This is a genomic window from Microbacterium sp., assembly GCF_047602155.1.
Taxonomy (GTDB): Bacteria; Actinomycetota; Actinomycetes; order Actinomycetales; family Microbacteriaceae; genus Microbacterium.
The window spans coordinates 2,517,929-2,537,074 of the sequence record NZ_JASGHZ010000001.1 but is presented as its reverse complement, the minus strand read 5'-3'; the positions used below and the strand labels follow the sequence as shown (position 1 = coordinate 2,537,074).

The following is a 19,146-nucleotide window of genomic DNA, read 5'->3' as shown; positions in this document are numbered from 1 at the left end:
CGTGGCACCCACCAGCACATCCTTCGGCCGGCGCCTGCGCGCCGCGTCCGACGCGCACGGCCCGCTGTGCGTGGGGATCGACCCGCATGAGGCGCTGCTGCGCGACTGGGGGCTGCCGCTCGACGCCGCCGGCGTGCGCGAGTTCGGGCTGCGCACGGTGGATGCCGCCGCCTCCCGCGTCGGCGTCGTGAAGCCGCAGGTGTCGTTCTTCGAGCGCTGGGGGAGCGCCGGCCTCGCCGCGCTGGAGGAGGTGCTGGCCGCCGCGCGCGCGGCGGGCCTGGTCGTCATCGCCGACGCCAAGCGCGGCGACATCGGCACGACGATGGATGCCTACGCCGCCGCCTGGCTCACGCCGGGCTCGCCGCTGGAGGCCGACGCCGTCACGGTGAGCCCCTACCTCGGGGTCGGCGCACTGACCTCGACCTTCCAGCTCGCGCTGGAGCACGGCAAGGGCGTCTTCGTGCTGGCCGCGACGAGCAATCCCGAGGCGCGCGCGTTGCAGCGTGCGATCGTGCACGCCGGGGCGCCCGTCCCGCCCTTCCCGTCCGACGGGCCCGCCGACCCGAGCGCCCTGCCGCAGACCGTGGCGCACCACGTGATTCAGGAGACGTCCGCGTGGGCGCGCCCGCGCACGGCCGCGGGCGACTGGTCGTCGCTCGGATTCGTCATCGGCGCGACGGTCGACCGGCACGAGCGGGGGCTCCCCGACGTGTTGTGGCCGCCCGCGCCGATCCTCGCGCCGGGGTTCGGTGCGCAGGGCGCCGAACCCGCCGATCTCGACCGCGTCTTCGGCCGGCTCGCGGCGACGGTGATCGCCAGCGAGAGCCGCAGCATCCTGTCCGCCGGCCCCGACGGGCTCGCCGCGCGCATCGGGGAGCGCGCGGGGCTGTACCGTGGAAAGTCCCATGGCTGAAAATCACACACTGCCCGACGTCGACCGCATCGCCGCATCGCAGGCGGCCGTCGCCGCCCGTCGCGAGCGGGCCGCGATCAAGCGCGACCTCACGATGCGCGTCATCACTCCGCAAGAGGTCATGGAGCGGGCCTTCGCTGCGCCCGGCTCTCCCGTGGCGATGATGCGCATCACCGAGTTCCTCACGGCGCTGCCGGCGATCGGCAAGAGCAAGCGCGACAGCATCCTCGAAGAGTTGCAGATCTCGCCGATCAAGCACATCGGCGGCCTCGGTGTGCGCCAGCGACCCATCTTCATGGACTGGCTCGACTGGCGCTTCCCACGCGTCACGCCGCGCCCGCGCCGCAGCCGCCTGCTCGTGCTCGCCGGCCCCACCGCGGTCGGCAAGGGCACCGTCGCGGCGCAGATCAAGGCGACGCACCCCGAGATCGTGCTGTCGGTCTCGGCGACGACCCGGCCGCCGCGTCCGGGCGAGGTCGACGGCGAGCACTACTTCTTCGTCGACGACGCCGAGTTCGACCGCATGATCGACGCGGGGGAGTTCCTCGAGCACGCGACCGTGCACAACAAGTACCGCTACGGCACGCCGCGCGGCCCGGTCGACGCCGCACTCGCCGCCGGCCGCACGGTGCTGCTGGAGATCGATCTGCAGGGCGCGCGCCGCGTGCACTACCGCAACCGGTCGGCGGCGCTCATCTTCCTGCTGCCGCCCAGCTGGGAGGAGCTCGTGAACCGCCTCGAGGGCCGCGGCACCGAGGATGCCGAGGAGCGCAGCCGACGCCTGAAGACCGCGAAGAAGGAGCTCGCCGCGCAGCGCGAGTTCGACTTCCTCGTCGTCAACGACGACGTCGCCCGCGCCGCCGACGAGATCGCCGCCCTCGTCCGCTAGCCCGGCACCCGCCGGCTGATAGAATGGACGGATGCCGCGGCATCCTGAGTTCTCAGGTGCGCGCCCTCGTCTTCCCACACCATCCGATCCAGGAGGTCCGCTATGACCGCTCGCCGTGACCAGGGCATCATCGACCCGCCCATCGACGCGCTGCTCGACAAGGTCGACTCGAAGTACCAGCTCGTGATCTACGCCGCCAAGCGCGCGCGTCAGATCAACGACTACTACTCCGACCTGCACGAGGGGAACCTCTTCGACAACGTCGGGCCGCTCGTGGACTCGAGCGTCGAGGACAAGCCGCTGACGATCGCCCTGCACGAGATCCACGAGGACAAGCTGCGCCTGCGCGCGGCCGAGTGACTTCGCCGCACAGATGACGCCGTGTGGCGTCGCCATGCCCGCGCCATCCGCGATGTCGGAGCCCGCGGGCATGATTGTGTGAGCACCCCACCCACCTGGAGTTTCGAATGACCGCGCTGCGTCTGTTCACGTCCGAGTCCGTCACCGAGGGCCACCCCGACAAGATCTGCGACCAGATCTCCGACGCGATCCTCGACGCGATCCTCGCGGCCGACCCGAACGGCCGCGTCGCCGTGGAGACCCTCGTGACGACGGGGCTCGTGCACGTCGCCGGCGAGGTCTCCACGAGCGCGTACGTCGAGATCCCCGCGATCGTCCGGGGCGTCGTCAACCGCATCGGCTACACGTCGTCCGACACCGGCTTCGACGGGGGATCGTGCGGCGTGAGCGTCTCGATCGGGGCGCAGTCGTCCGACATCGCCGCCGGCGTCGACAAGGCGTTCGAGCGCCGCGAAGACGGCTCGGAGGATCCGCACGACCTGCAGGGGGCGGGCGACCAGGGCATCATGTTCGGCTACGCGACCGACGAGACGCCCGAGCTCATGCCGATGGCGATCTGGACGGCGCACCGCATCGCCGAGCGCCTCGCCGAAGTGCGCCGCGACGGCAGCCTGCCGTTCCTGCGACCCGACGGCAAGACGCAGGTGACGCTCGGCTATGACGGGGCCGTGCCGAAGACCGTCGAATCGGTCGTGCTGTCGACGCAGCACCACCCCGACATCTCGCAGAAGGCGCTGCGCGCGGCGGTGAAGGCCGAGGTCATCGACCCCGTCCTGGAGCGCACCGGGCTCGAGCTGCCCGACGTGGACTACTACATCAACCCCGCGGGGCCGTTCGTCATCGGCGGCCCGAAGGGCGATGCCGGGCTCACCGGTCGCAAGATCATCATCGACACCTACGGCGGCGCCGCGCGGCACGGCGGCGGCGCCTTCAGCGGCAAGGATCCGTCGAAGGTCGACCGCTCGGCGGCCTACGCGATGCGCTGGGTCGCCAAGAACGCCGTCGCGGCCGGCCTCGCCGACCGCCTCGAAGTGCAGGTCGCGTACGCGATCGGCAAGGCGAAGCCCGTCGGCCTCTACGTCGAGACCTTCGGCACGGGACACGTGCCCGACGAGGCGATCACGGCGGCGATCCGCGACGTGTTCGACCTGCGGCCGAAGGCGATCATCGAACAGCTCGATCTGCTGCGGCCGATCTATGCGGCCACCGCCGCGTACGGTCACTTCGGCCGCGAACTGCCCGACTTCACGTGGGAGCGCACCGACCGCGTCGAGGAGCTGCGCGCCGCCGCGGGGGTCTGAGGCGGCCATGACCACCGTCGCGCGGGTGCTCATCGACTCGCCGCTGCCGCAGCTCGACCGGCTCTTCGACTACGCGATCCCCGCGGCGCTCACGGCGGACGCCGTCGCCGGCGTGCGGGTGAAGGTGCCGCTGCGCACGGCCGGGCGGGTCGTCGAGGGCTACCTCGTCGAGCTCGGCGCGGCCGAGGCCACGGCGCGGCCGCTGTCGGAGCTCGACGCCGTCGTGTCGTCGGTGCCCGTCCTCACCCCGACGCTGTACGCGCTCGCCCGGCGCGCCGCCGACCGCGCCGCCGGGTCGGCGAGCGACATCCTGCGGCTCGCGATCCCCAAGCGCATGGTGCGCGCCGAGAAGGCATGGCTAGCGGCGGCGGCGCCCGAACCGCCCACCGTGCCGGCGGATGCCGCGGCGTGGGCGGCCGGCATCCTGTCGGCGTTCCCGTCGCTCGCCGCGTCCATCGACGCGGGGGAGCGCCTGGCGGTGGACGCACCGCCGCGCCCGGCGGCCGACCGGCCGATCGGCGCCTGGGCGGAACTGCTCGCCGCGGTCGCCCTGCACACCCTCGCGCACGGGCGCAGCGCGCTGCTCGTCGTGCCCGACCAGCGCGACCAGGATCAGGTGCTCGCCGCGCTCGAGGGCCGGGCTCCAGCCGAGGCCGTCGTCCGCGACGACGCCCGCCGGTCCGGTCCCGAGCGCTATGCGTCGTATCTGCGACTGCTCTCGCCCGTCCCAGGCATCGTCGTCGGCAACCGTTCGACCGTGTACGCACCGGCGCACGATGTCGGCTGCGTCGTGGTGTGGGACGACGGCGACCCGCTGCTGGCCGAACCGCTCAGCCCCGGCGTGCACGCCCGCGACGCGGCGCTGATCCGGCAGGAGCTGGAGGGTTCGGCGCTCGTGCTCGCCGGCCACACGCGCACGACCGACGTCGAGCGGCTCGTCCAGCTCGGGTGGGTGCGCGACGCGCCGGCGCGACGCCGCGAGAGCCCGGCCGTGGTGCTGTCGGCCACCCGCGAGGGCGAGTCGCACGGCGCGCGGGTGCCATCGAGCGCGTTCGCGGCGGCGCGCGATGCGCTGGCGCACGGTCCGGTGCTCGTGCAGGTCGCACGGCCCGGATACTCGCCGGTGCTCGTGTGCGCGCAGTGCCGCACGCCGGCGCGCTGCGCGCACTGCGCCGGGCCGCTGCGCGCGAGCCGTCCCGGCGCCACCCCCGATTGCGGCTGGTGCGGACGCGCGGCGCCGCGCTGGACCTGCGCGCACTGCTCGTCCGACCGGCTGCGCATGGCCTCCAGCGGCAGCGAGCGCACCGCCGACGAACTGGGCCGGGCGTTCCCGAACACGCGCGTCATCATCGCCGACGGCGCCCATCCGGTGACCGCGGTCGACGCACGCCCGGCGCTGGTGGTGGCCACGCGCGGCGCCGAACCGCAGGCGGCGGGTGGCTACCGCGCCGTCATCCTGCTCGACGGCGACCGGATGCTCCTCGCGGAGCAGCTGCGCATCGGCGAGTCGTCCCTGCGCTGGTGGTCGAACGCCGCGGCACTGGCCGCCCCCGGCGCACCGGTGCATCTGGTCGGCGTCGCCGGCCCCGTCGCACGTACCCTCGCCACGTGGACGCAGCCCGCCTACGCCCGCGCCGAGCTGATCGACCGCACGCCGCTGTCGATGCCGCCCGTCGTGCGGGTGGCCGCCGTGGAGGGCACCGCGGCGGCGGTCGGCACCGCGCTGACCGCACTGCGCGAAACCGTCCCCGCGGTCGGGGCGGCCGGCATCCTCGGCCCTGTTCCCCTCGCCGCCGGTCACAACGCGGACGACAGCGGACTCGTGCGTGCCCTCGTGCGCTTCGACTACGGGCACGGCAAGGCCGTGGCGGAGCAGTTGCGCGCGGCCGTCGTCGCCGAGGCGCTGCGCGGGCGACGCGCGGCGAAGGGGCGCACGGCGCCGCGTACTACGCTCAGGGTGCGGCTCGACGTCCCCGAGCTCGACCTGTGACGTCCGACCTCCGGAAATGAGATCCATGCGCATCGTGTTCGCCGGCACCCCCGATCCGGCCGTCGCTTCGCTGCGCGCGGTGGCGGCATCCGGGCACGACCTCGTCGGAGTGGTCACCCGCACCGACGCGCCACTCGGGCGCAAGCGCGTGCTGACGCCGTCACCGGTCGCCGCCGTCGCGGCGACCCTCGGCGCGCCGGTGATCAAGGCCGACCGGCTCGATGACGCGGCGACGACGGAGATCGCCGCACTGGCGCCCGACCTCGGCGTCATCGTGGCCTACGGCGGACTCGTGCGCGAGCCGCTGCTGTCGACGCCGCGACTCGGCTGGATCAACCTGCACTTCTCGCTGCTGCCGCGGTGGCGCGGCGCCGCCCCCGTGCAGCACGCCCTCATCGCCGGCGACCGGGCGAGCGGGGCGAGCGTGTTCCAGCTCGTTCCCGCCCTGGATGCCGGGGACGTCTACGGCGAGGTGCGTTACGACGTGCCGCGCGGGGCGACCTCGGGCGACGTGCTCACGGCGCTGTCGTCGCTCGGCGCCGGGCTTCTCCTGGAGGTCATCGACGCCCTGGCGGCGGGGACGGCGCGAGCGACACCGCAAACCGGTGCCCCGACGCTGGCGCCCAAGCTCTCCATCGCCGACGGTGCCCTCGATCTGCGACAGCACGCCGACACCGTGATCGACCGGTTCCGCGGTACGACGCCCGAACCGGGGGCGCACGTGACGGTCGGCGGGCAGCGGCTCAAGGTGCTCGCGGCGCTGCGCGGACCCGACCTGCACCTCGCGCCGGGCGCCCTGGCACTCGTCGGACGCGACGTGCTCATCGGCGCCGGCACGGGCACCGTGCTGCTGAAGACCGTGCAACCCGCGGGCAAGGGTGCGATGGCGGCCGCCGACTGGTGGCGCGGGCTGCGCCTGGACGATCCGCGCGTGGACGTGCCCGCGGACGCGCCCGGGGCATCCGCATGACCGCCTCCGGCCGCTCGCCGCGGTGGGTCGCCTACGACGTGCTGCGTGCCGTGCACGACGACGACGCGTACGCCAACCTGCTGCTGCCGCGGGCTCTGACGCGGGCCGCGCTCACCGGCCCCGATGCGGCACTGGCCACCGAACTGACCTATGGCACGCTCCGCCGCGAGGGCACCTACGACGCGATCATCGCGGATGCCGCCGGACGCCCCGTCGCGGACATCGACCCGCCGGTGCTCGACGCCCTGCGGCTCGGCGTGCACCAGCTTGTATCGATGCGCACGCCCGCGCACGCCGCCGTCAACGAGACGGTGCGACAGGTGCGGCAGGCCGTCGGCAAGCCCGCCGCGGGCTTCGCCAACGCCGTCCTGCGCCGCGTGTCGGAGCGCACGGCACAGGAGTGGGACGCGCGCCTGGCCGCCGCCGCGCGCTCGGACGACGAGCGGCTCGCGGTGCGATTCGCGCACCCGGTGTGGGTGATCCGGGCGTTCCGCCGGGCCCTTGCGGCCGAGGGGCGCGCAGCCGAGTTGGAAGAGCTGCTGGCCGCCGACAATGCGGCGCCGGCCGTGACGCTGGCCGCGCTGCCGGGGCTGGCTGCGCCACAGGATCTGCCACCGGGCGCCGAGCCGACACCGCTCTCGCCGATCGGGTTCCGTTCGGCCGGCGGCGACCCGGGTGCGGCGGTCGCGGCATCCGGGGGACGCGTGCGCGTGCAGGACGAGGGCTCGCAGCTCGCCGCGCTCGCCCTGACCCGGGCGCTGCCCGTGCGCGCGGGGGAGCGCTGGCTCGATCTGTGCGCCGCGCCGGGCGGCAAGACCGCGGTGCTGGCCGCCGAGGCGCTCGCCCACGGCGCGTCGCTGGAGGCCAACGAGATCTCACCCGCCCGCGCCGGGCTCGTGCGCGACTCCGTCGCCGGAGTGCCGCTGCCGGTCCCGGTGTCCGAGGAGGACGGTCGCACGCGCGCGGGCCGCGGGCGGTACGACCGCATCCTCGTCGACGCCCCGTGCACGGGCCTCGGCGCCCTGCGGCGCCGCCCCGAGGCGCGGTGGCGCAAGCAGCCGTCGGATGTCCCCGAACTGGCGGCGCTGCAGGGCGAGCTGCTCGACGCCGCGATCGAGGCCCTCGCGCCGGGCGGGGTCGTCGCCTACGTGACGTGCTCGCCGCATCTGGCCGAGACGGCGGCGGTCGTGGCGGATGCGAAGCGCCGGCATCCGTTGGTCTCCGAGCTGGATGCCCGTGCCGTCATCGCCGGCCTCGCCGCCGCGCCGCTCGATCTCGCCGCGCCGCTCGACCTCGCCGCGCCGCTCGACGGCTCCGGCCGCGCCCAGCTGTGGCCGCACCGCCACCAGACCGACGCGATGTCGATCACCCTCCTGCGCCGGGCGTGATCGGCGCAGGCCGCGACCGAACGCGACGGCACACCGCGCCGGGGCATCGCCCGCGCTCGGTCGCGGCAATCTGCGCGTCGGCACGCACCACACCCGCAATACGCCGCGACTGAAAGGCGGAGGTCGCCGAAACCCGCGTTCGCGGACCTGGCGAGTTTCGGCCTCATCTGCCGTCGTGAGCCCGGATGCCGCCAACTTCAGACGCTGTCGACGCACAGAACTGGCAGCATCCGGGCTGACCGGGCGGGATGAACCCGAATGCCGCCAAGTACGCACCCGCACGCCACACAAAGGTGGCAGCATCCGCGGCGACCTGCGGGTCGGCCGCACCACACCCACAAAACGCCGCGACCGAACGTGACAGGGTGTCACCCGCGCTCGGTCGCGGCAATCTGCGGGTCGGCACGCACCACACCGCAATACGCCGCGACCGAACGTGACGGCACGCCGCGACCAAACGCGACGGCACGCCGCGACCGAACGCGCCGACGCGCCGACGGCGACGTGCTGGCGCGGATCAGTCCCAGCGCACCGTCGGCGGGTCGGTCGTGAAGTCGACGAGCGGTGAACCGAGCGTCGGCATGAACACGAACGTGCAGCCCGTGTAGAGCTGCCCGTCCGACTCGCAATCGGCCGTGATGTCGACGGAGCCGATGTACGGGCCGTCGACCCACATCGGATCGCTGTAGAGGGTGTCGGGCGTCAGGTTCGCCATCACGGCCTGGGCGCTCGCGTCGAGCGTGCGGGTGACGGTGCCGTCGATGATTCTCGTGCCGTCGCTGATCGTCTCAGGGAGATCGATGCCGCAGCCGGCGACCAAGCTCTTCGAGGCCAGGCAGGTGTTCACCGCATCCGTGATCGACTTCTGGAACATCGCCAGGCCGTCGTCGTTCAACTCGACGGTCACGTCGTCGAAGTTGGTCGAGTAGTCGTTCGGATCGCTGATGGTCACCGTCGTGGTGCCCGCGAGCGTGTGGTACGGCGAGTCTGTCGCCAGTTCGTACGTTCCCGGGAACACCGTGACCGAGTCGGCGTCGACGGCCTCGCCGTTGACCGTCAGACTCAGCCCCTCGAAGCCGTAGCTGAGGTACAGGTCGCTCGTGCCGCTCTCGACCTCCCACTTGTGATCACCGTCATAATCGACCGCGCGGAAGGTCGCCGTGACGGGATCGCCGCCGATCGTGTAGTTCACGTCGAACTCTTGCAGGTACTCGTCGTCGTCTGCCCCGGTCGCGGTCACCTCGATGTCGTCGATGGGAGCGAGCGCGTTTGACGCCTCGAGCACCTCGTCGGTGAGGAGCGGATTGCCCGTGCCCGGGTTCGCCGCCAGCAACGACAGTGCTGTCTTCGCATCGGATGCCGCCACCGCCTCAAGGTACGCCGTGACGACATCGGCGGGTGACGACGCCGCGGTGGCACCGCCGCGCGGGGCCACCAGCATCGCGATGACCACTCCGATGATCGCGATCAGCGCGACGCCACCGGCGGCGATGCCGATGATCGCCCCGGTACCGAGACCCTTCTTGGCCGGGCCAGACTGGCCGGGCAGCGGCGGCTGAGCACCGGGCTGGGGAGCGGCGGGCCAGCCCGCGGCCTGCGCGCCCGTCGGGGCGGGGTAGGTCTGCGGGGGATACTGCTGCGCGGCGAACGGGGCCGGTGCCGCCGCGGCGGGCACCTCCGACGACGACGCTGCGGCGGCCGCGGCATCCATCGCCGGAACGACGGGAACGGCCGGCGCCTCGGCAACGGCAGGCACCTCGGCAACGACGGGCACTTCGGGAACAACGGGCGCCTCGGGAACAACGGCCACCTCGGGAACAGCCGCCACCTCGGGAACAACGGCCACCTCGGGAACAACGGCCGCCTCGGGAACAGCCGCCACCTCGGGAACAACGGGCACCATCGGCGCCGTCGCCTCGAGCGGCACCCACTGCTGCGCCTGGGCGTCCCAGCGGTGCCCCGCCGCGACCCATTGCTGGGTCTGCGGATCCCAGGTGGGTTCGTTCCCCTGCGCGTTCCGCCCCGCCGTGTCGTCCGTGCTCATGTGCCCCACTCTCGATGCGCGATATATCGGACCTCGACGCTATCAAATGGCGAGGCGTCGCGACGGGACAAGAACAGATCTGTGGATAACTCGCGACCAGTGCGCCCCGGATAGGGTGGTGCCGTGAGCGACGCCCGCATCAACCCCAGCATCCTCGCCGCCGACTTCGTGAACATGCAGGCGGATCTCGCGCGCATCGCGAACGCCGATTTCGTGCACGTCGACGTGATGGACAACCACTTCGTCCCGAACCTGACATTCGGGCCGCAGATGGTGCAGCGCATCCAGGAGACGAGTCCCGTGCCCCTGGACGTGCACCTCATGATCACGGATGCCGACCGTTGGGCGCCCGGCTATGCCGAACTCGGGGCCGCCTCGGTGACGTTCCACCTCGAGGCGGCGGAGCATCCGGTCGCCCTCGCGCGGCGGCTGCGGCAGATCGGTTCGCGCGCCGGTGTCGCGGTCAAGCCCACGACCGCGGTGGAACCGCTGTTCGACGTGCTCGACGAGTTCGACCAGATTCTCGTGATGACCGTCGAGCCCGGGTTCGGCGGCCAGTCGTTCCTGGCCGATCAGCTGCCCAAACTCACCCGCCTGTACGACGAGGCGCGACGGCGCGGGTCGCAGGTGTGGTTGCAGGTCGACGGTGGAATCTCGGAGTCGACCATCGCGCGGGCCGCCGCCGCCGGGGCCGACACGTTCGTCGCCGGCTCCGCGGTGTTCGGCGCCGCCGACCCTGACGCGGCGATCGCGGCGCTGCGCGCACGGGCGGCATCCGCCCATCGCCACTGACGAGGCCTCGGATGCCGCGGCATCCTCATCCGTCGCCCGCCATCCTCTTCCGTCGCCCGCGCCTTCACCCGTCACAAACCACGCCGAAACCCCCGGATACCCACGATTCGCGCCGGATCAACCCGCGACCCCCACCTTCACCCGTCACAAACCACGCCGAAACCCCCGGATACCCGCGATTCGCGCCGGATCAACCGGCCGCCCCCTGGCTTCACCCGTCACCACCGCCGCGGATGCGGTCCGCGCGACGACCGGCGCCGCGCCGGACCGGTAGCCTGGAGGGGTGAAGACCTTCGACGCCCTGTTCGCCGAGCTCACCGTCACCGCCGCGGAACGTCCCGAGGGTTCCGGCACGGTCGCGCAGCTCGACGCGGGCGTGCACGCGATCGGCAAGAAGATCGTCGAGGAGGCCGCCGAGGTCTGGATGGCGGCCGAGTTCCAATCCGATGACGAGGCCGCCGAGGAGATCTCGCAGCTGCTGTACCACCTGCAGGTGCTGATGCTCGCGAAGGGTCTCACCCTCGAAGACGTCTACCGACATCTCTGAGCGCGCACCCACCACCCGCTCACCGCTAGACCGAAAGCGCGACATGCTGCGAATCGCCGTGCCGAACAAGGGGTCGCTCGCCGACACCGCCGCCGAGATGCTCGCCGAAGCCGGATACACCGGCCGCCGCGACCCGAAGGGACCTCCACGTCATCGACCCCGTGAACGAGGTCGAGTTCTTCTACCTGCGCCCCAAGGACATCGCGACGTACGTCGGCTCCGGCGCGCTCGATGTCGGCATCACGGGCCGCGACCTGCTGCTGGATGCCCGGATGCCGGGTGCCCGCGAGATCGAGGCTCTCGGGTTCGGAGCATCGACGTTCCGCTTCGCGGGCCCGCCCGGACGCTTCCACGAGGTGGCCGACCTGGAGGGCGTGCGCGTCGCGACGGCCTACCCGGGCCTCGTCGACGGCTACCTCGACGACCACGGCATCGCCGTCGACCTCGTGCCGCTCGACGGCGCCGTCGAGTCGGCGGTGCAGCTGGGCGTCGCCGACGCCGTCGCCGACGTCGTCTCGACCGGCACGACGCTGAAGCAGGCGGGGCTGGAGATCTTCGGCCCGGTGCTGCTGCAGTCCGAGGCGGTGCTGATCGGCGCCCCGACCGAGGCCGACGGCACCGAGACGCTGCTGCGGCGCCTGCGCGGCGTCATGGTGGCGCGGCAGTACGTGCTGATCGACTACGACCTGCCGGCATCCCTCGTCGACGAGGCGGTCGCGATCGCCCCGGGCATCGAGTCGCCGACGATCTCGCCGCTGCGCGACCCGGGCTGGGTCGCCGTGCGGGTGATGAGCCCGCGCAAGAGCCTCAACCAGGTGATGGATGCCCTCTACGCCATCGGCGCCCGCGCGATCCTCGTGACGGCGATCCACAACGCGAGGCTGTGACGTGTCGCTGGCCGTCCGGGTGATCCCGTGCCTCGACGTCGCCGCGGGGCGCGTCGTGAAGGGCGTCAACTTCGAGAACCTGCGCGACATGGGCGACCCGGTCGAGCTCGCCGCGCTGTACTTCGCGCAGGGCGCCGACGAGCTGACGTTCCTCGACGTGACCGCGACGGTGGATGACCGCGCCACCACGTACGACGTCGTGCGCCGCACGGCGGAGGAGGTCTTCATCCCGCTCACGGTCGGCGGGGGAGTCCGCAGCGCCGACGACGTCGCGCGGCTGCTCGGCGTCGGCGCCGACAAGGTGGGCGTCAACTCCGCCGCGATCGCCCGGCCCGAGCTGATCGGCGAGATCGCCGACCGGTTCGGGTCGCAGGTGCTCGTGCTGAGCCTCGACGTCAAGCGCGCGCCGGGCACCCGGTCGGGCTTCGTCGTGACGACCCACGGCGGGCGCACCGAGACCGCGCTCGACGCCCTCGACTGGGCCCGCGAGGCGATCGACCGCGGCGCGGGGGAGCTGCTCGTCAACTCCATCGACGCCGACGGCACGAAGGACGGCTTCGACCTGGAGCTGGTCGGCCTCATGCGCGAGCTGTCGTCGGTGCCGGTGATCGCGTCGGGCGGCGCCGGCCGGGCGACGGACTTCGCCCCCACCGTGCACGCGGGCGCCGATGCCGTGCTCGCGGCATCCGTCTTCCACTCCGGCCAGCTCACGATCGGCGATGTCAAGAGCGCCCTCGCCGCGGACGGCATCGAGGTGCGCGCGTGACCGACCTCGACCCCCGCATCGCCCGCGTCGCCTTCAACGCCGACGGCCTGGTCCCCGCCATCATCCAGCAGCACGACACCGGCGAGGTGCTCATGCTGGGCTGGATGGATGCCGAGGCTCTCCGCCGCACCCTCACCGAGGGACGGGTCACGTTCTGGTCGCGCTCGCGCCAGGAGTACTGGCGCAAGGGCGACACGTCCGGGCACGCGCAGTACGTCACCGGCGCACGGCTCGACTGCGACGGCGACACGCTGCTGATCCGGGTCGAGCAGGTGGGTGCGGCGTGCCACACCGGCGATCGCACGTGCTTCGACGCCGACGACCTGGCACCCGCGACCGCAGAGGCTCCTCCGACTGAGGCCGCGGAGGCTCCGTGATCGCCCGCGGCCGCACCCTCGCGGTGCTCGCGGCCATCGTCGGCGGAGCCGTCTCGATCGTGTCGTCCACCCAGACCTGGCTCGACGTCGCTCTCTCGGACGGCGCCGGGACGACGCTGGCGGTGGCGGGTGCGCACGCGTTCAGCGTGCTCGCGCCGCTCAGCCTCGCGGCTCTCGCGCTCGGCCTCGCGCTGACGGTGGTGGGCCGGATCCTGCGCTACGTGTTCGGCGTGCTGGCCGTGACGATCGGCGTGACGCTGGTGTGGGGTGCGGCGCGGATCGGGTTCGGCCATCCCCTGGATGCCGTCGCCTCCGCCGTCACCGAGGCCACGGGTCTCGCCGGCGGTGACGCGCTCGCGCAGCTGATCGTGTCGATCCAGGCGACGGCGTGGCCGTTCGTGACCGTCGCGGCCGGGATGCTCGTCGCCGCGGGCGGCGCGCTGACGCTCGCGACGACCCACGCCTGGGGCGCCTCGGGCCGCCGCTACCGCACCGACACCCGCACGCCCGCACCCTCCGATGTCGCTGCCGCGACGACCGCCGCGGCCGGGCCGCGACCGCACGACGCCGCCCGCGACCGGGCGATCGACTCGTGGGACGACCTGTCGCACGGCGAAGATCCCACCGCAGACCGGCGATGAGAAACCCTGTGGTGCTCAAACGCACCGCCGTGGGGGCGGCAATCAGCGTAGCGGTCGCGGTCGTCGCGGTGGGGCTCTCCTCGTGGTTGCTTCTGCCCGGCGCCTTCGGCGACGGCGTCTGGGCCGTGGTGGTGGGGCTGCTCGTGATCCCGGTCGCGGCAGCGGGAGGGGCCGTCACGGGCCTCGTCATTCACGTCATCCTCACCGCCCGCTCTCGGCGGCAGGGCGGAACCGCGGCGGCGAGTGCTCTCCTGACGCGCGTTCTCATCGGCGCGGTCGTCGGCCTTGCCGCGGCAGGCATGGGTGTCGCGGTGTACGGCTTCGGCATCTACCTGCCTTACCTCCAGGCCTATGCCAGCGGCGGCTACTCGCCGGCCGACGACAGCGAGCGGCTTGCCCGAGCATTCGGCGACATCGCAGTGAGTTTCATCGCGGTCTGGGGGCCGGTCGGGATCGTTGCCGGATGCGTCGGGGGAGCTGTCGTCTCCTTCGGTTTCCACCGACGAGCGACTGTCGCCTCCCCGGATCGATCAGGCGTTGACGGAGCGGCGAGCGACAGCACCGAGCCGAAGGCCTCGTCCCTCCGCCGTCTTGCCGGCGCGGGTGCCGGTGTCGGCCTCGTCGTGGCCGCGGTTCCCTTCGTCGGATACCTGTACTACCTGTTCCTTCCCGGGGTCGTGCGGGCGGCGACGCACGCACCGGCCGCCCTCGGCAGCGTCCTGGAGGACATGCCTCCGTTCGTCCTCTTCATCTACGGCATGCTGCTGGCGCCCATCGGTGCCGTGGTCGGCGCGATCATCGGTACCGTCATCTGGCTGGTCCGCGGCATCCGAGCTCCCGCCCCGGCGGATGACACGCGGGTGACCTCGACCGGCCCGTCGCTGGTGCGGCACCTCACGGGTGGTGCACTCGCTGCACTCGTGATGGTCTGGACGATGCTCGCGGTGTACGGCCTCGGGCGCTTCCTGCCGCAGGCGTTCGGTCATCGGACGGAGAGCTGGCTGATCAGGGCCGAGTGGATGGGCCAGGTCTTCCGGCACCTCGTCCTCCTGTACGTCCTTTTCGGCGTCCCGAGTGCGATCATCGCGGGCTCGCTCGTGGGCCTGCTGGTCTTCCTGGCGCGGCGCGCATCTCGCAGGCGGCGCGCGCAGCGCCGGTACCCGTCGGCAGTCCCCTCCGATCGCGACGTGTCCGGCGATGCCCGGCTGGAGGGCGCACATCCTCTAGACTGACCTCGAACCGCAGCGCCCCCGAAGGAGCATCATGAGCGACAGCATCGAAGACCCCGGCCACGGACACTCGCCGGCGGCCTGGACGGCCATCATCATCATGCTCGTCGCCATCGCGGCAGGAACCCTGTTCTACGTCATCGACGTGCCGATCGCGGTGTGGGCGTGCGTCGCCCTGCTGGTGGTCGGCCTCATCGCGGGCTGGGCGCTGTCCAAGGCCGGCTACGGCGTCAACGGCCCGAAGTACACCCCGAAGCAGCACTGACATGCTCGCCGACCTGACGGCCGGCGCGGTGGACGATGCCGAGGCGCGCAGCGCCGACCGGCCGCTCGAGGTCGTGGAGCGGCTCGCCCTCGCCCAGCCTCCCGCCCGCGACGCCCTGGCCGCACTCGCTCCCGCCGAGCGCGTCAAGATCATCGCCGAGGTCAAGCGTGCGAGCCCCTCGCGCGGCGACCTCGCCGCCATCCCCGACCCGGCGCTCCAGGCCGCCCGCTACGAGCAGGGCGGCGCCTCCGCCATCTCCGTGCTCACCGAGGGCCGCCGTTTCAAGGGCAGCCTCGCCGACCTCGAAGCGGTCAAGGCGCGCGTGACGCTCCCGGTGCTGCGCAAAGACTTCATCGCAACCCCGTACCAGGTGCTCGAAGCCCGCGCATCCGGCGCCGACCTCGTGCTGCTCATCGTCGCCGCCCTCGAACAGCCGCTGCTGCGGCAGCTGCACGAGCTCGTCGTGCAGCTCGGCATGACCCCGCTCGTCGAAACGCACTCCCGCGACGAGCTCGACCGCGCCGCCGACCTCGGCGCGAAGCTCATCGGGGTCAACGCCCGCAACCTCTCCACCTTCGCACTCGACCGCGACCTGTTCGGCTCGCTCGCCGAGCACTTCCCGGCGGATGCCGTCAAGATCGCCGAATCGGCCGTCCTCGCCCCCGCCGACGTCGCGCACTACCGCGCCGCGGGCGCCGATGTCGTGCTCGTCGGCGAGGCGCTCGTGACGAACGATCCGGTCGACACCCTGCACGCCTTCCTGGAGGCCGGCTCATGACCACCACGCATCTCCGTGACGCGCACGGACCCTTCTTCGGCGAGTTCGGCGGGCGCTACATGCCCGAATCGCTCATCGCCGCCATCGACGAGCTGACGGCCGTGTACGAGGCCGCCACGGTCGACCCGGCGTTCCAGGCCGAGTTCGAGAGCCTGCTGCACTCCTACGCCGGCCGGCCCTCCGCCCTCACCGAGGTGCCGCGGTTCGCCGCGCACGCCGGGGGAGCGCGCATCTTCCTCAAGCGCGAGGACCTCAACCACACCGGCTCGCACAAGATCAACAACGTCATCGGGCAGGCTCTGCTCACCCAGCGCCTCGGCAAGACGCGCGTCATCGCCGAGACCGGCGCCGGCCAGCACGGCGTCGCCACCGCCACCGCGGCGGCGCTGTTCGGCTTCGACTGCACCGTGTACATGGGCGAGGTCGACACGCAGCGCCAGGCCCTCAACGTCGCCCGGATGCGGCTGCTCGGCGCCGAGGTCGTGCCGGTGACGACGGGCTCGCGCACGCTGAAAGACGCCATCAACGACGCCTACCGCGACTGGGTCGCGACGGTGGAGACGACGAACTACATCTTCGGCACGGCGGCCGGCCCGCACCCGTTCCCGGCGATGGTGCGCGACTTCCAGAAGATCATCTCCGAGGAGGCCCGCGCGCAGCTGCTCGCCGAGACCGGCCGCCTGCCCGACGCCGTCGTGGCATGCGTCGGCGGCGGCTCGAACGCGATCGGCATGTTCGACGCGTTCCTCGACGACCCCGGCGTCGCCCTGTACGGCGTGGAGGCGGCCGGCGACGGCGTCGACACCGACAAGCACGCGGCATCCATCGAACGCGGGCGGCCCGGCATCCTGCACGGCGCGAAGACCTACGTCCTGCAGGACGAAGACGGCCAGACGATCGAGTCGCACTCCATCTCGGCGGGTCTGGACTACCCCGGCGTCGGCCCCGAGCACGCGTGGCTCAGCGACATCGGGCGCGCGAGCTACATCCCGGCGACCGACACCGAGGCGATGGACGCCCTGCGACTGCTGAGCCGCACCGAGGGCATCATCCCCGCGATCGAGTCGGCGCACGCCCTCGCCGGCGCGCTGCGCCTCGGCCGCGAACTCGGCCCCGACGCGATCATCGCCGTGAGCTTGTCGGGCCGCGGCGACAAGGACATGGACACCGCCGCGCAGTGGTTCGGGCTGTATGACGAAGGAGCCCTCGCATGAGCCGTGTCGCCGCCGCCATCGACGCCGCCCAGGCCGCCGGACGCGGCGCCTTCGTCGGCTACCTGCCGCTGGGCTACCCCGACCTGCAGACGAGCATCGACGCCGCCGTGGCCCTGGCAGACGCCGGCGCCGACATCCTCGAGCTCGGCCCGCCCTACTCCGACCCGGTGATGGACGGCACCGTCATCCAGGAGGCGACCCAGGCGGCCCTGGCCGCCGGCTTCCGCGTGCGCGACACGTTCACCGCGATCCGCGAGATCAGCGCCCGCACCGACGTGCCGATCCTCGTCATGACGTACTGGAACCCCGTGTTCCAGTACGGGGTCGACCGCTACGCCGACGACCTCCTGGCCGCCGGGGGAGCGGGCCTGATCACGCCCGACATCACCCCGGATGCCGCCGCCGACTGGATCGCCGCCTCGCGCCGCACGGGCCTGGACCGCGTCTTCCTCGCCGCGCCCACCTCGACCGACGAGCGCCTCGCGATGATCGTCCGCGCGTCCACCGGATTCGTGTACACGGTGTCGACGATGGGCATCACGGGTGAGCGCACCGAACTGGATGCCGCCGCCCGCACTCTCGTCGCCCGCCTGCGCGAGCACGGAGTCCCGCACGCGTGCGTCGGCATCGGCATCTCGACGCCGGAGCAGGTGGCGGGAGTGCTGGAGTACGCCGACGGCGCGATCGTGGGCACGGCGCTCGTGCGCGCCCTGCGCGACGGCGGGGTCGCGGGCCTCGCCGCCGAAGCACGCGCCCTCGTGTCCGGCAAGTAGACTGCCGTTCGTGCTTTCTCACGCTTCGGCCGTCGTCGCCAGCATCCCGAGCCCGCCGAGCAACGGGTTCACCCTGTGGCCCGGCGGACCCCACATCTACTACTACGCGCTGTGCATCCTCGCCGGCATGGTGGTCGCGGCGTTCCTCACGAACCGCCGTCTCACGCGGCGCGGCGCCGAGCCGTGGGTCGTGGTCGACATCGCACTGCTGGCCGTGCCGCTGGCGATCATCGGCGCGCGCCTGTTCCACGTCTTCACGCACTGGGACTTCTACTTCTCCGAGGACCAGGAGTGGTGGAACCCCTTCGTCAAAGACGCGATCTGGAACGTCTGGGACGGCGGCATCGCGATCTACGGCGCGCTGATCGGCGGTGCCCTCGGAGCATGGCTGGGCTGCCGGTGGACCGGCATCCGGTTCTGGACCTTCGCCGACGCGCTCGCTCCGGGTCTGCTGCTCGCACAGGCGATGGGCCGGTTCGGCAACTGGTTCAACCAGGAGCTGTTCGGCCTGCCCACCGACCTGCCGTGGGGGCTGGAGATCGCCTACCCGAACGCGGCCTGGCCGGTGGGGCTGCCCGAAGGCACCCTGTTCCACCCGACCTTCCTCTACGAGGTGATCTGGAACGGCCTCGGCGTGCTCTTCCTGCTGTGGGCCGGCTCGCGCTTCACGCTGCAGTGGGGGCGCCTGTTCGCCCTCTACCTGATCTGGTACAGCGCGGGCCGCATCGTGTGGGAGAACCTCCGCATCGACCCGAGCGAGGTCTTCTTCGGGCTGCGCACGAACGTGTGGTCGGCGATCTTCGGCGTGCTCGTCGGCCTCGTCGTCTTCGTCGTGCAGACGCGGCGCCACCCGGGTCTGGAGCCGTCACCGTACCGGCGCGGACGCGAGTGGTCCGGTGACGGGGCTGTACAATCGCAGGACACCGATGAGTTCGTGGACGTGAGCGCACCCCCGACGGCCGAATCCATCACTGACACCGCCACAAGCGTCGTCGCCGTGAAGTAAGACCCGAACGAGACTC

At 72.4% G+C, this 19,146-nt stretch carries 19 protein-coding genes and 1 pseudogene; 19 read left to right on the top strand and 1 reads right to left on the bottom strand.

All coding sequences use genetic code 11. The features are described 5' to 3' along the window. The first annotated feature begins 1 nt into the window (after position 1). From pyrF to QM720_RS11435, 7 genes are all read left to right on the top strand, one after another. Positions 2–913 carry an orotidine-5'-phosphate decarboxylase gene (gene pyrF / locus QM720_RS11465; protein ID WP_415126629.1) on the top strand — a complete coding sequence of 304 codons (912 nt, stop codon included), beginning with the start codon at positions 2–4 and terminating at the stop codon, positions 911–913. After that, entirely contained in the window at positions 906–1,802 is an 897-nt protein-coding gene (gene gmk / locus QM720_RS11460; protein WP_415126627.1) for a guanylate kinase, read from the top strand. Before pyrF ends, gmk begins: the two co-directional genes overlap by 8 nt. A 102-nt stretch (positions 1,803–1,904) precedes the next feature. Beyond that, complete coding sequence (gene rpoZ, locus QM720_RS11455; protein ID WP_415126625.1) at positions 1,905–2,162, top strand: DNA-directed RNA polymerase subunit omega; 258 nt, start codon at positions 1,905–1,907, stop codon at positions 2,160–2,162. A gap of 107 nt (positions 2,163–2,269) precedes the next feature. Then, positions 2,270–3,463 (top strand): methionine adenosyltransferase, encoded by a 1,194-nt coding sequence (gene metK, locus QM720_RS11450; protein ID WP_415126623.1) that lies wholly within the window; start codon positions 2,270–2,272, stop codon positions 3,461–3,463. A gap of 7 nt (positions 3,464–3,470) precedes the next feature. Then, the gene (locus tag QM720_RS11445) at positions 3,471–5,453 is read left to right on the top strand and encodes a primosomal protein N' (RefSeq protein ID WP_415126621.1); all 1,983 of its coding nucleotides are present in this window, start codon (positions 3,471–3,473) and stop codon (positions 5,451–5,453) included. A gap of 25 nt (positions 5,454–5,478) precedes the next feature. Beyond that, positions 5,479–6,423: a methionyl-tRNA formyltransferase gene (gene fmt, locus QM720_RS11440; RefSeq protein WP_415126619.1), complete on the top strand. Its 945-nt coding sequence runs from the start codon at positions 5,479–5,481 to the stop codon at positions 6,421–6,423. Then, a complete protein-coding gene (locus tag QM720_RS11435) occupies positions 6,420–7,811 on the top strand; it encodes an RsmB/NOP family class I SAM-dependent RNA methyltransferase (protein WP_415126617.1) in 1,392 nt (463 codons plus the stop codon). The genes fmt and QM720_RS11435 overlap by 4 nt, the downstream gene beginning before the upstream one ends. Positions 7,812–8,328: 517 nt before the next feature. Here the strand turns inward: QM720_RS11435 and QM720_RS11430 are convergent. Further along, complete coding sequence (locus tag QM720_RS11430; protein ID WP_415126615.1) at positions 8,329–9,855, bottom strand: hypothetical protein; 1,527 nt, start codon at positions 9,853–9,855, stop codon at positions 8,329–8,331. A 123-nt stretch (positions 9,856–9,978) separates the two neighbouring features. On the opposite strand from QM720_RS11430, the gene rpe reads away from it, so the two are divergent. The 12 genes and pseudogenes from rpe to lgt all read left to right on the top strand — a co-directional run bounded on the left by rpe (position 9,979) and on the right by lgt (position 19,130). Then, the gene (gene rpe, locus QM720_RS11425) at positions 9,979–10,647 is read left to right on the top strand and encodes a ribulose-phosphate 3-epimerase (protein WP_415126613.1); all 669 of its coding nucleotides are present in this window, start codon (positions 9,979–9,981) and stop codon (positions 10,645–10,647) included. A 283-nt stretch (positions 10,648–10,930) separates the two neighbouring features. After that, positions 10,931–11,194 carry a phosphoribosyl-ATP diphosphatase gene (locus QM720_RS11420; RefSeq protein WP_415126611.1) on the top strand — a complete coding sequence of 88 codons (264 nt, stop codon included), beginning with the start codon at positions 10,931–10,933 and terminating at the stop codon, positions 11,192–11,194. Positions 11,195–11,237: 43 nt separating this feature from the next. Next, positions 11,238–12,081 (top strand): annotated as a pseudogene (gene hisG / locus QM720_RS11415) (ATP phosphoribosyltransferase). Position 12,082: 1 nt separating this feature from the next. Then, positions 12,083–12,847: an imidazole glycerol phosphate synthase subunit HisF gene (gene hisF, locus QM720_RS11410; protein WP_415126609.1), complete on the top strand. Its 765-nt coding sequence runs from the start codon at positions 12,083–12,085 to the stop codon at positions 12,845–12,847. Continuing rightward, entirely contained in the window at positions 12,844–13,224 is a 381-nt protein-coding gene (gene hisI / locus QM720_RS11405; RefSeq protein WP_415126607.1) for a phosphoribosyl-AMP cyclohydrolase, read from the top strand. The genes hisF and hisI overlap by 4 nt, the downstream gene beginning before the upstream one ends. Beyond that, positions 13,221–13,865 carry a Trp biosynthesis-associated membrane protein gene (locus tag QM720_RS11400; RefSeq protein WP_415126605.1) on the top strand — a complete coding sequence of 215 codons (645 nt, stop codon included), beginning with the start codon at positions 13,221–13,223 and terminating at the stop codon, positions 13,863–13,865. The genes hisI and QM720_RS11400 overlap by 4 nt, the downstream gene beginning before the upstream one ends. An 8-nt stretch (positions 13,866–13,873) precedes the next feature. Continuing rightward, positions 13,874–15,097, top strand: a complete 1,224-nt coding sequence (locus QM720_RS11395) for a hypothetical protein (RefSeq protein ID WP_415126603.1) — start codon at positions 13,874–13,876, stop codon at positions 15,095–15,097. A 31-nt stretch (positions 15,098–15,128) separates the two neighbouring features. Next, positions 15,129–15,359 carry a DUF6704 family protein gene (locus QM720_RS11390; RefSeq protein ID WP_415126601.1) on the top strand — a complete coding sequence of 77 codons (231 nt, stop codon included), beginning with the start codon at positions 15,129–15,131 and terminating at the stop codon, positions 15,357–15,359. 1 nt (position 15,360) lies between these two features. Then, positions 15,361–16,137: an indole-3-glycerol phosphate synthase TrpC gene (gene trpC / locus QM720_RS11385; RefSeq protein ID WP_415126599.1), complete on the top strand. Its 777-nt coding sequence runs from the start codon at positions 15,361–15,363 to the stop codon at positions 16,135–16,137. After that, positions 16,134–17,351, top strand: coding sequence for a tryptophan synthase subunit beta (gene trpB / locus QM720_RS11380; RefSeq protein WP_415126597.1), 1,218 nt, complete (start codon positions 16,134–16,136; stop codon positions 17,349–17,351). Before trpC ends, trpB begins: the two co-directional genes overlap by 4 nt. Beyond that, positions 17,348–18,124 carry a tryptophan synthase subunit alpha gene (trpA, locus tag QM720_RS11375; RefSeq protein WP_415126595.1) on the top strand — a complete coding sequence of 259 codons (777 nt, stop codon included), beginning with the start codon at positions 17,348–17,350 and terminating at the stop codon, positions 18,122–18,124. The genes trpB and trpA overlap by 4 nt, the downstream gene beginning before the upstream one ends. Before the next feature lie 10 nt (positions 18,125–18,134). Next, positions 18,135–19,130 carry a prolipoprotein diacylglyceryl transferase gene (gene lgt / locus QM720_RS11370; protein ID WP_415126593.1) on the top strand — a complete coding sequence of 332 codons (996 nt, stop codon included), beginning with the start codon at positions 18,135–18,137 and terminating at the stop codon, positions 19,128–19,130. The last annotated feature ends 16 nt before the right edge of the window (positions 19,131–19,146 follow it).

What these genes read in the sequence shown, in the direction of transcription:
- fmt (WP_415126619.1), top strand. Translation starts at nt 5,479, where the DNA reads ATGCGCATCGTGTTCGCCGGCACCCCCGATCCGGCCGTCGCTTCGCTG.
- metK (WP_415126623.1), top strand. Translation starts at nt 2,270, where the DNA reads ATGACCGCGCTGCGTCTGTTCACGTCCGAGTCCGTCACCGAGGGCCAC.
- QM720_RS11390 (WP_415126601.1), top strand. Translation starts at nt 15,129, where the DNA reads ATGAGCGACAGCATCGAAGACCCCGGCCACGGACACTCGCCGGCGGCC.
- trpC (WP_415126599.1), top strand. Translation starts at nt 15,361, where the DNA reads ATGCTCGCCGACCTGACGGCCGGCGCGGTGGACGATGCCGAGGCGCGC.
- trpA (WP_415126595.1), top strand. Translation starts at nt 17,348, where the DNA reads ATGAGCCGTGTCGCCGCCGCCATCGACGCCGCCCAGGCCGCCGGACGC.
- QM720_RS11435 (WP_415126617.1), top strand. Translation starts at nt 6,420, where the DNA reads ATGACCGCCTCCGGCCGCTCGCCGCGGTGGGTCGCCTACGACGTGCTG.
- trpB (WP_415126597.1), top strand. Translation starts at nt 16,134, where the DNA reads ATGACCACCACGCATCTCCGTGACGCGCACGGACCCTTCTTCGGCGAG.
- QM720_RS11430 (WP_415126615.1), bottom strand. Translation starts at nt 9,855, where the DNA reads ATGAGCACGGACGACACGGCGGGGCGGAACGCGCAGGGGAACGAACCC.
- rpoZ (WP_415126625.1), top strand. Translation starts at nt 1,905, where the DNA reads ATGACCGCTCGCCGTGACCAGGGCATCATCGACCCGCCCATCGACGCG.
- QM720_RS11445 (WP_415126621.1), top strand. Translation starts at nt 3,471, where the DNA reads ATGACCACCGTCGCGCGGGTGCTCATCGACTCGCCGCTGCCGCAGCTC.
- gmk (WP_415126627.1), top strand. Translation starts at nt 906, where the DNA reads ATGGCTGAAAATCACACACTGCCCGACGTCGACCGCATCGCCGCATCG.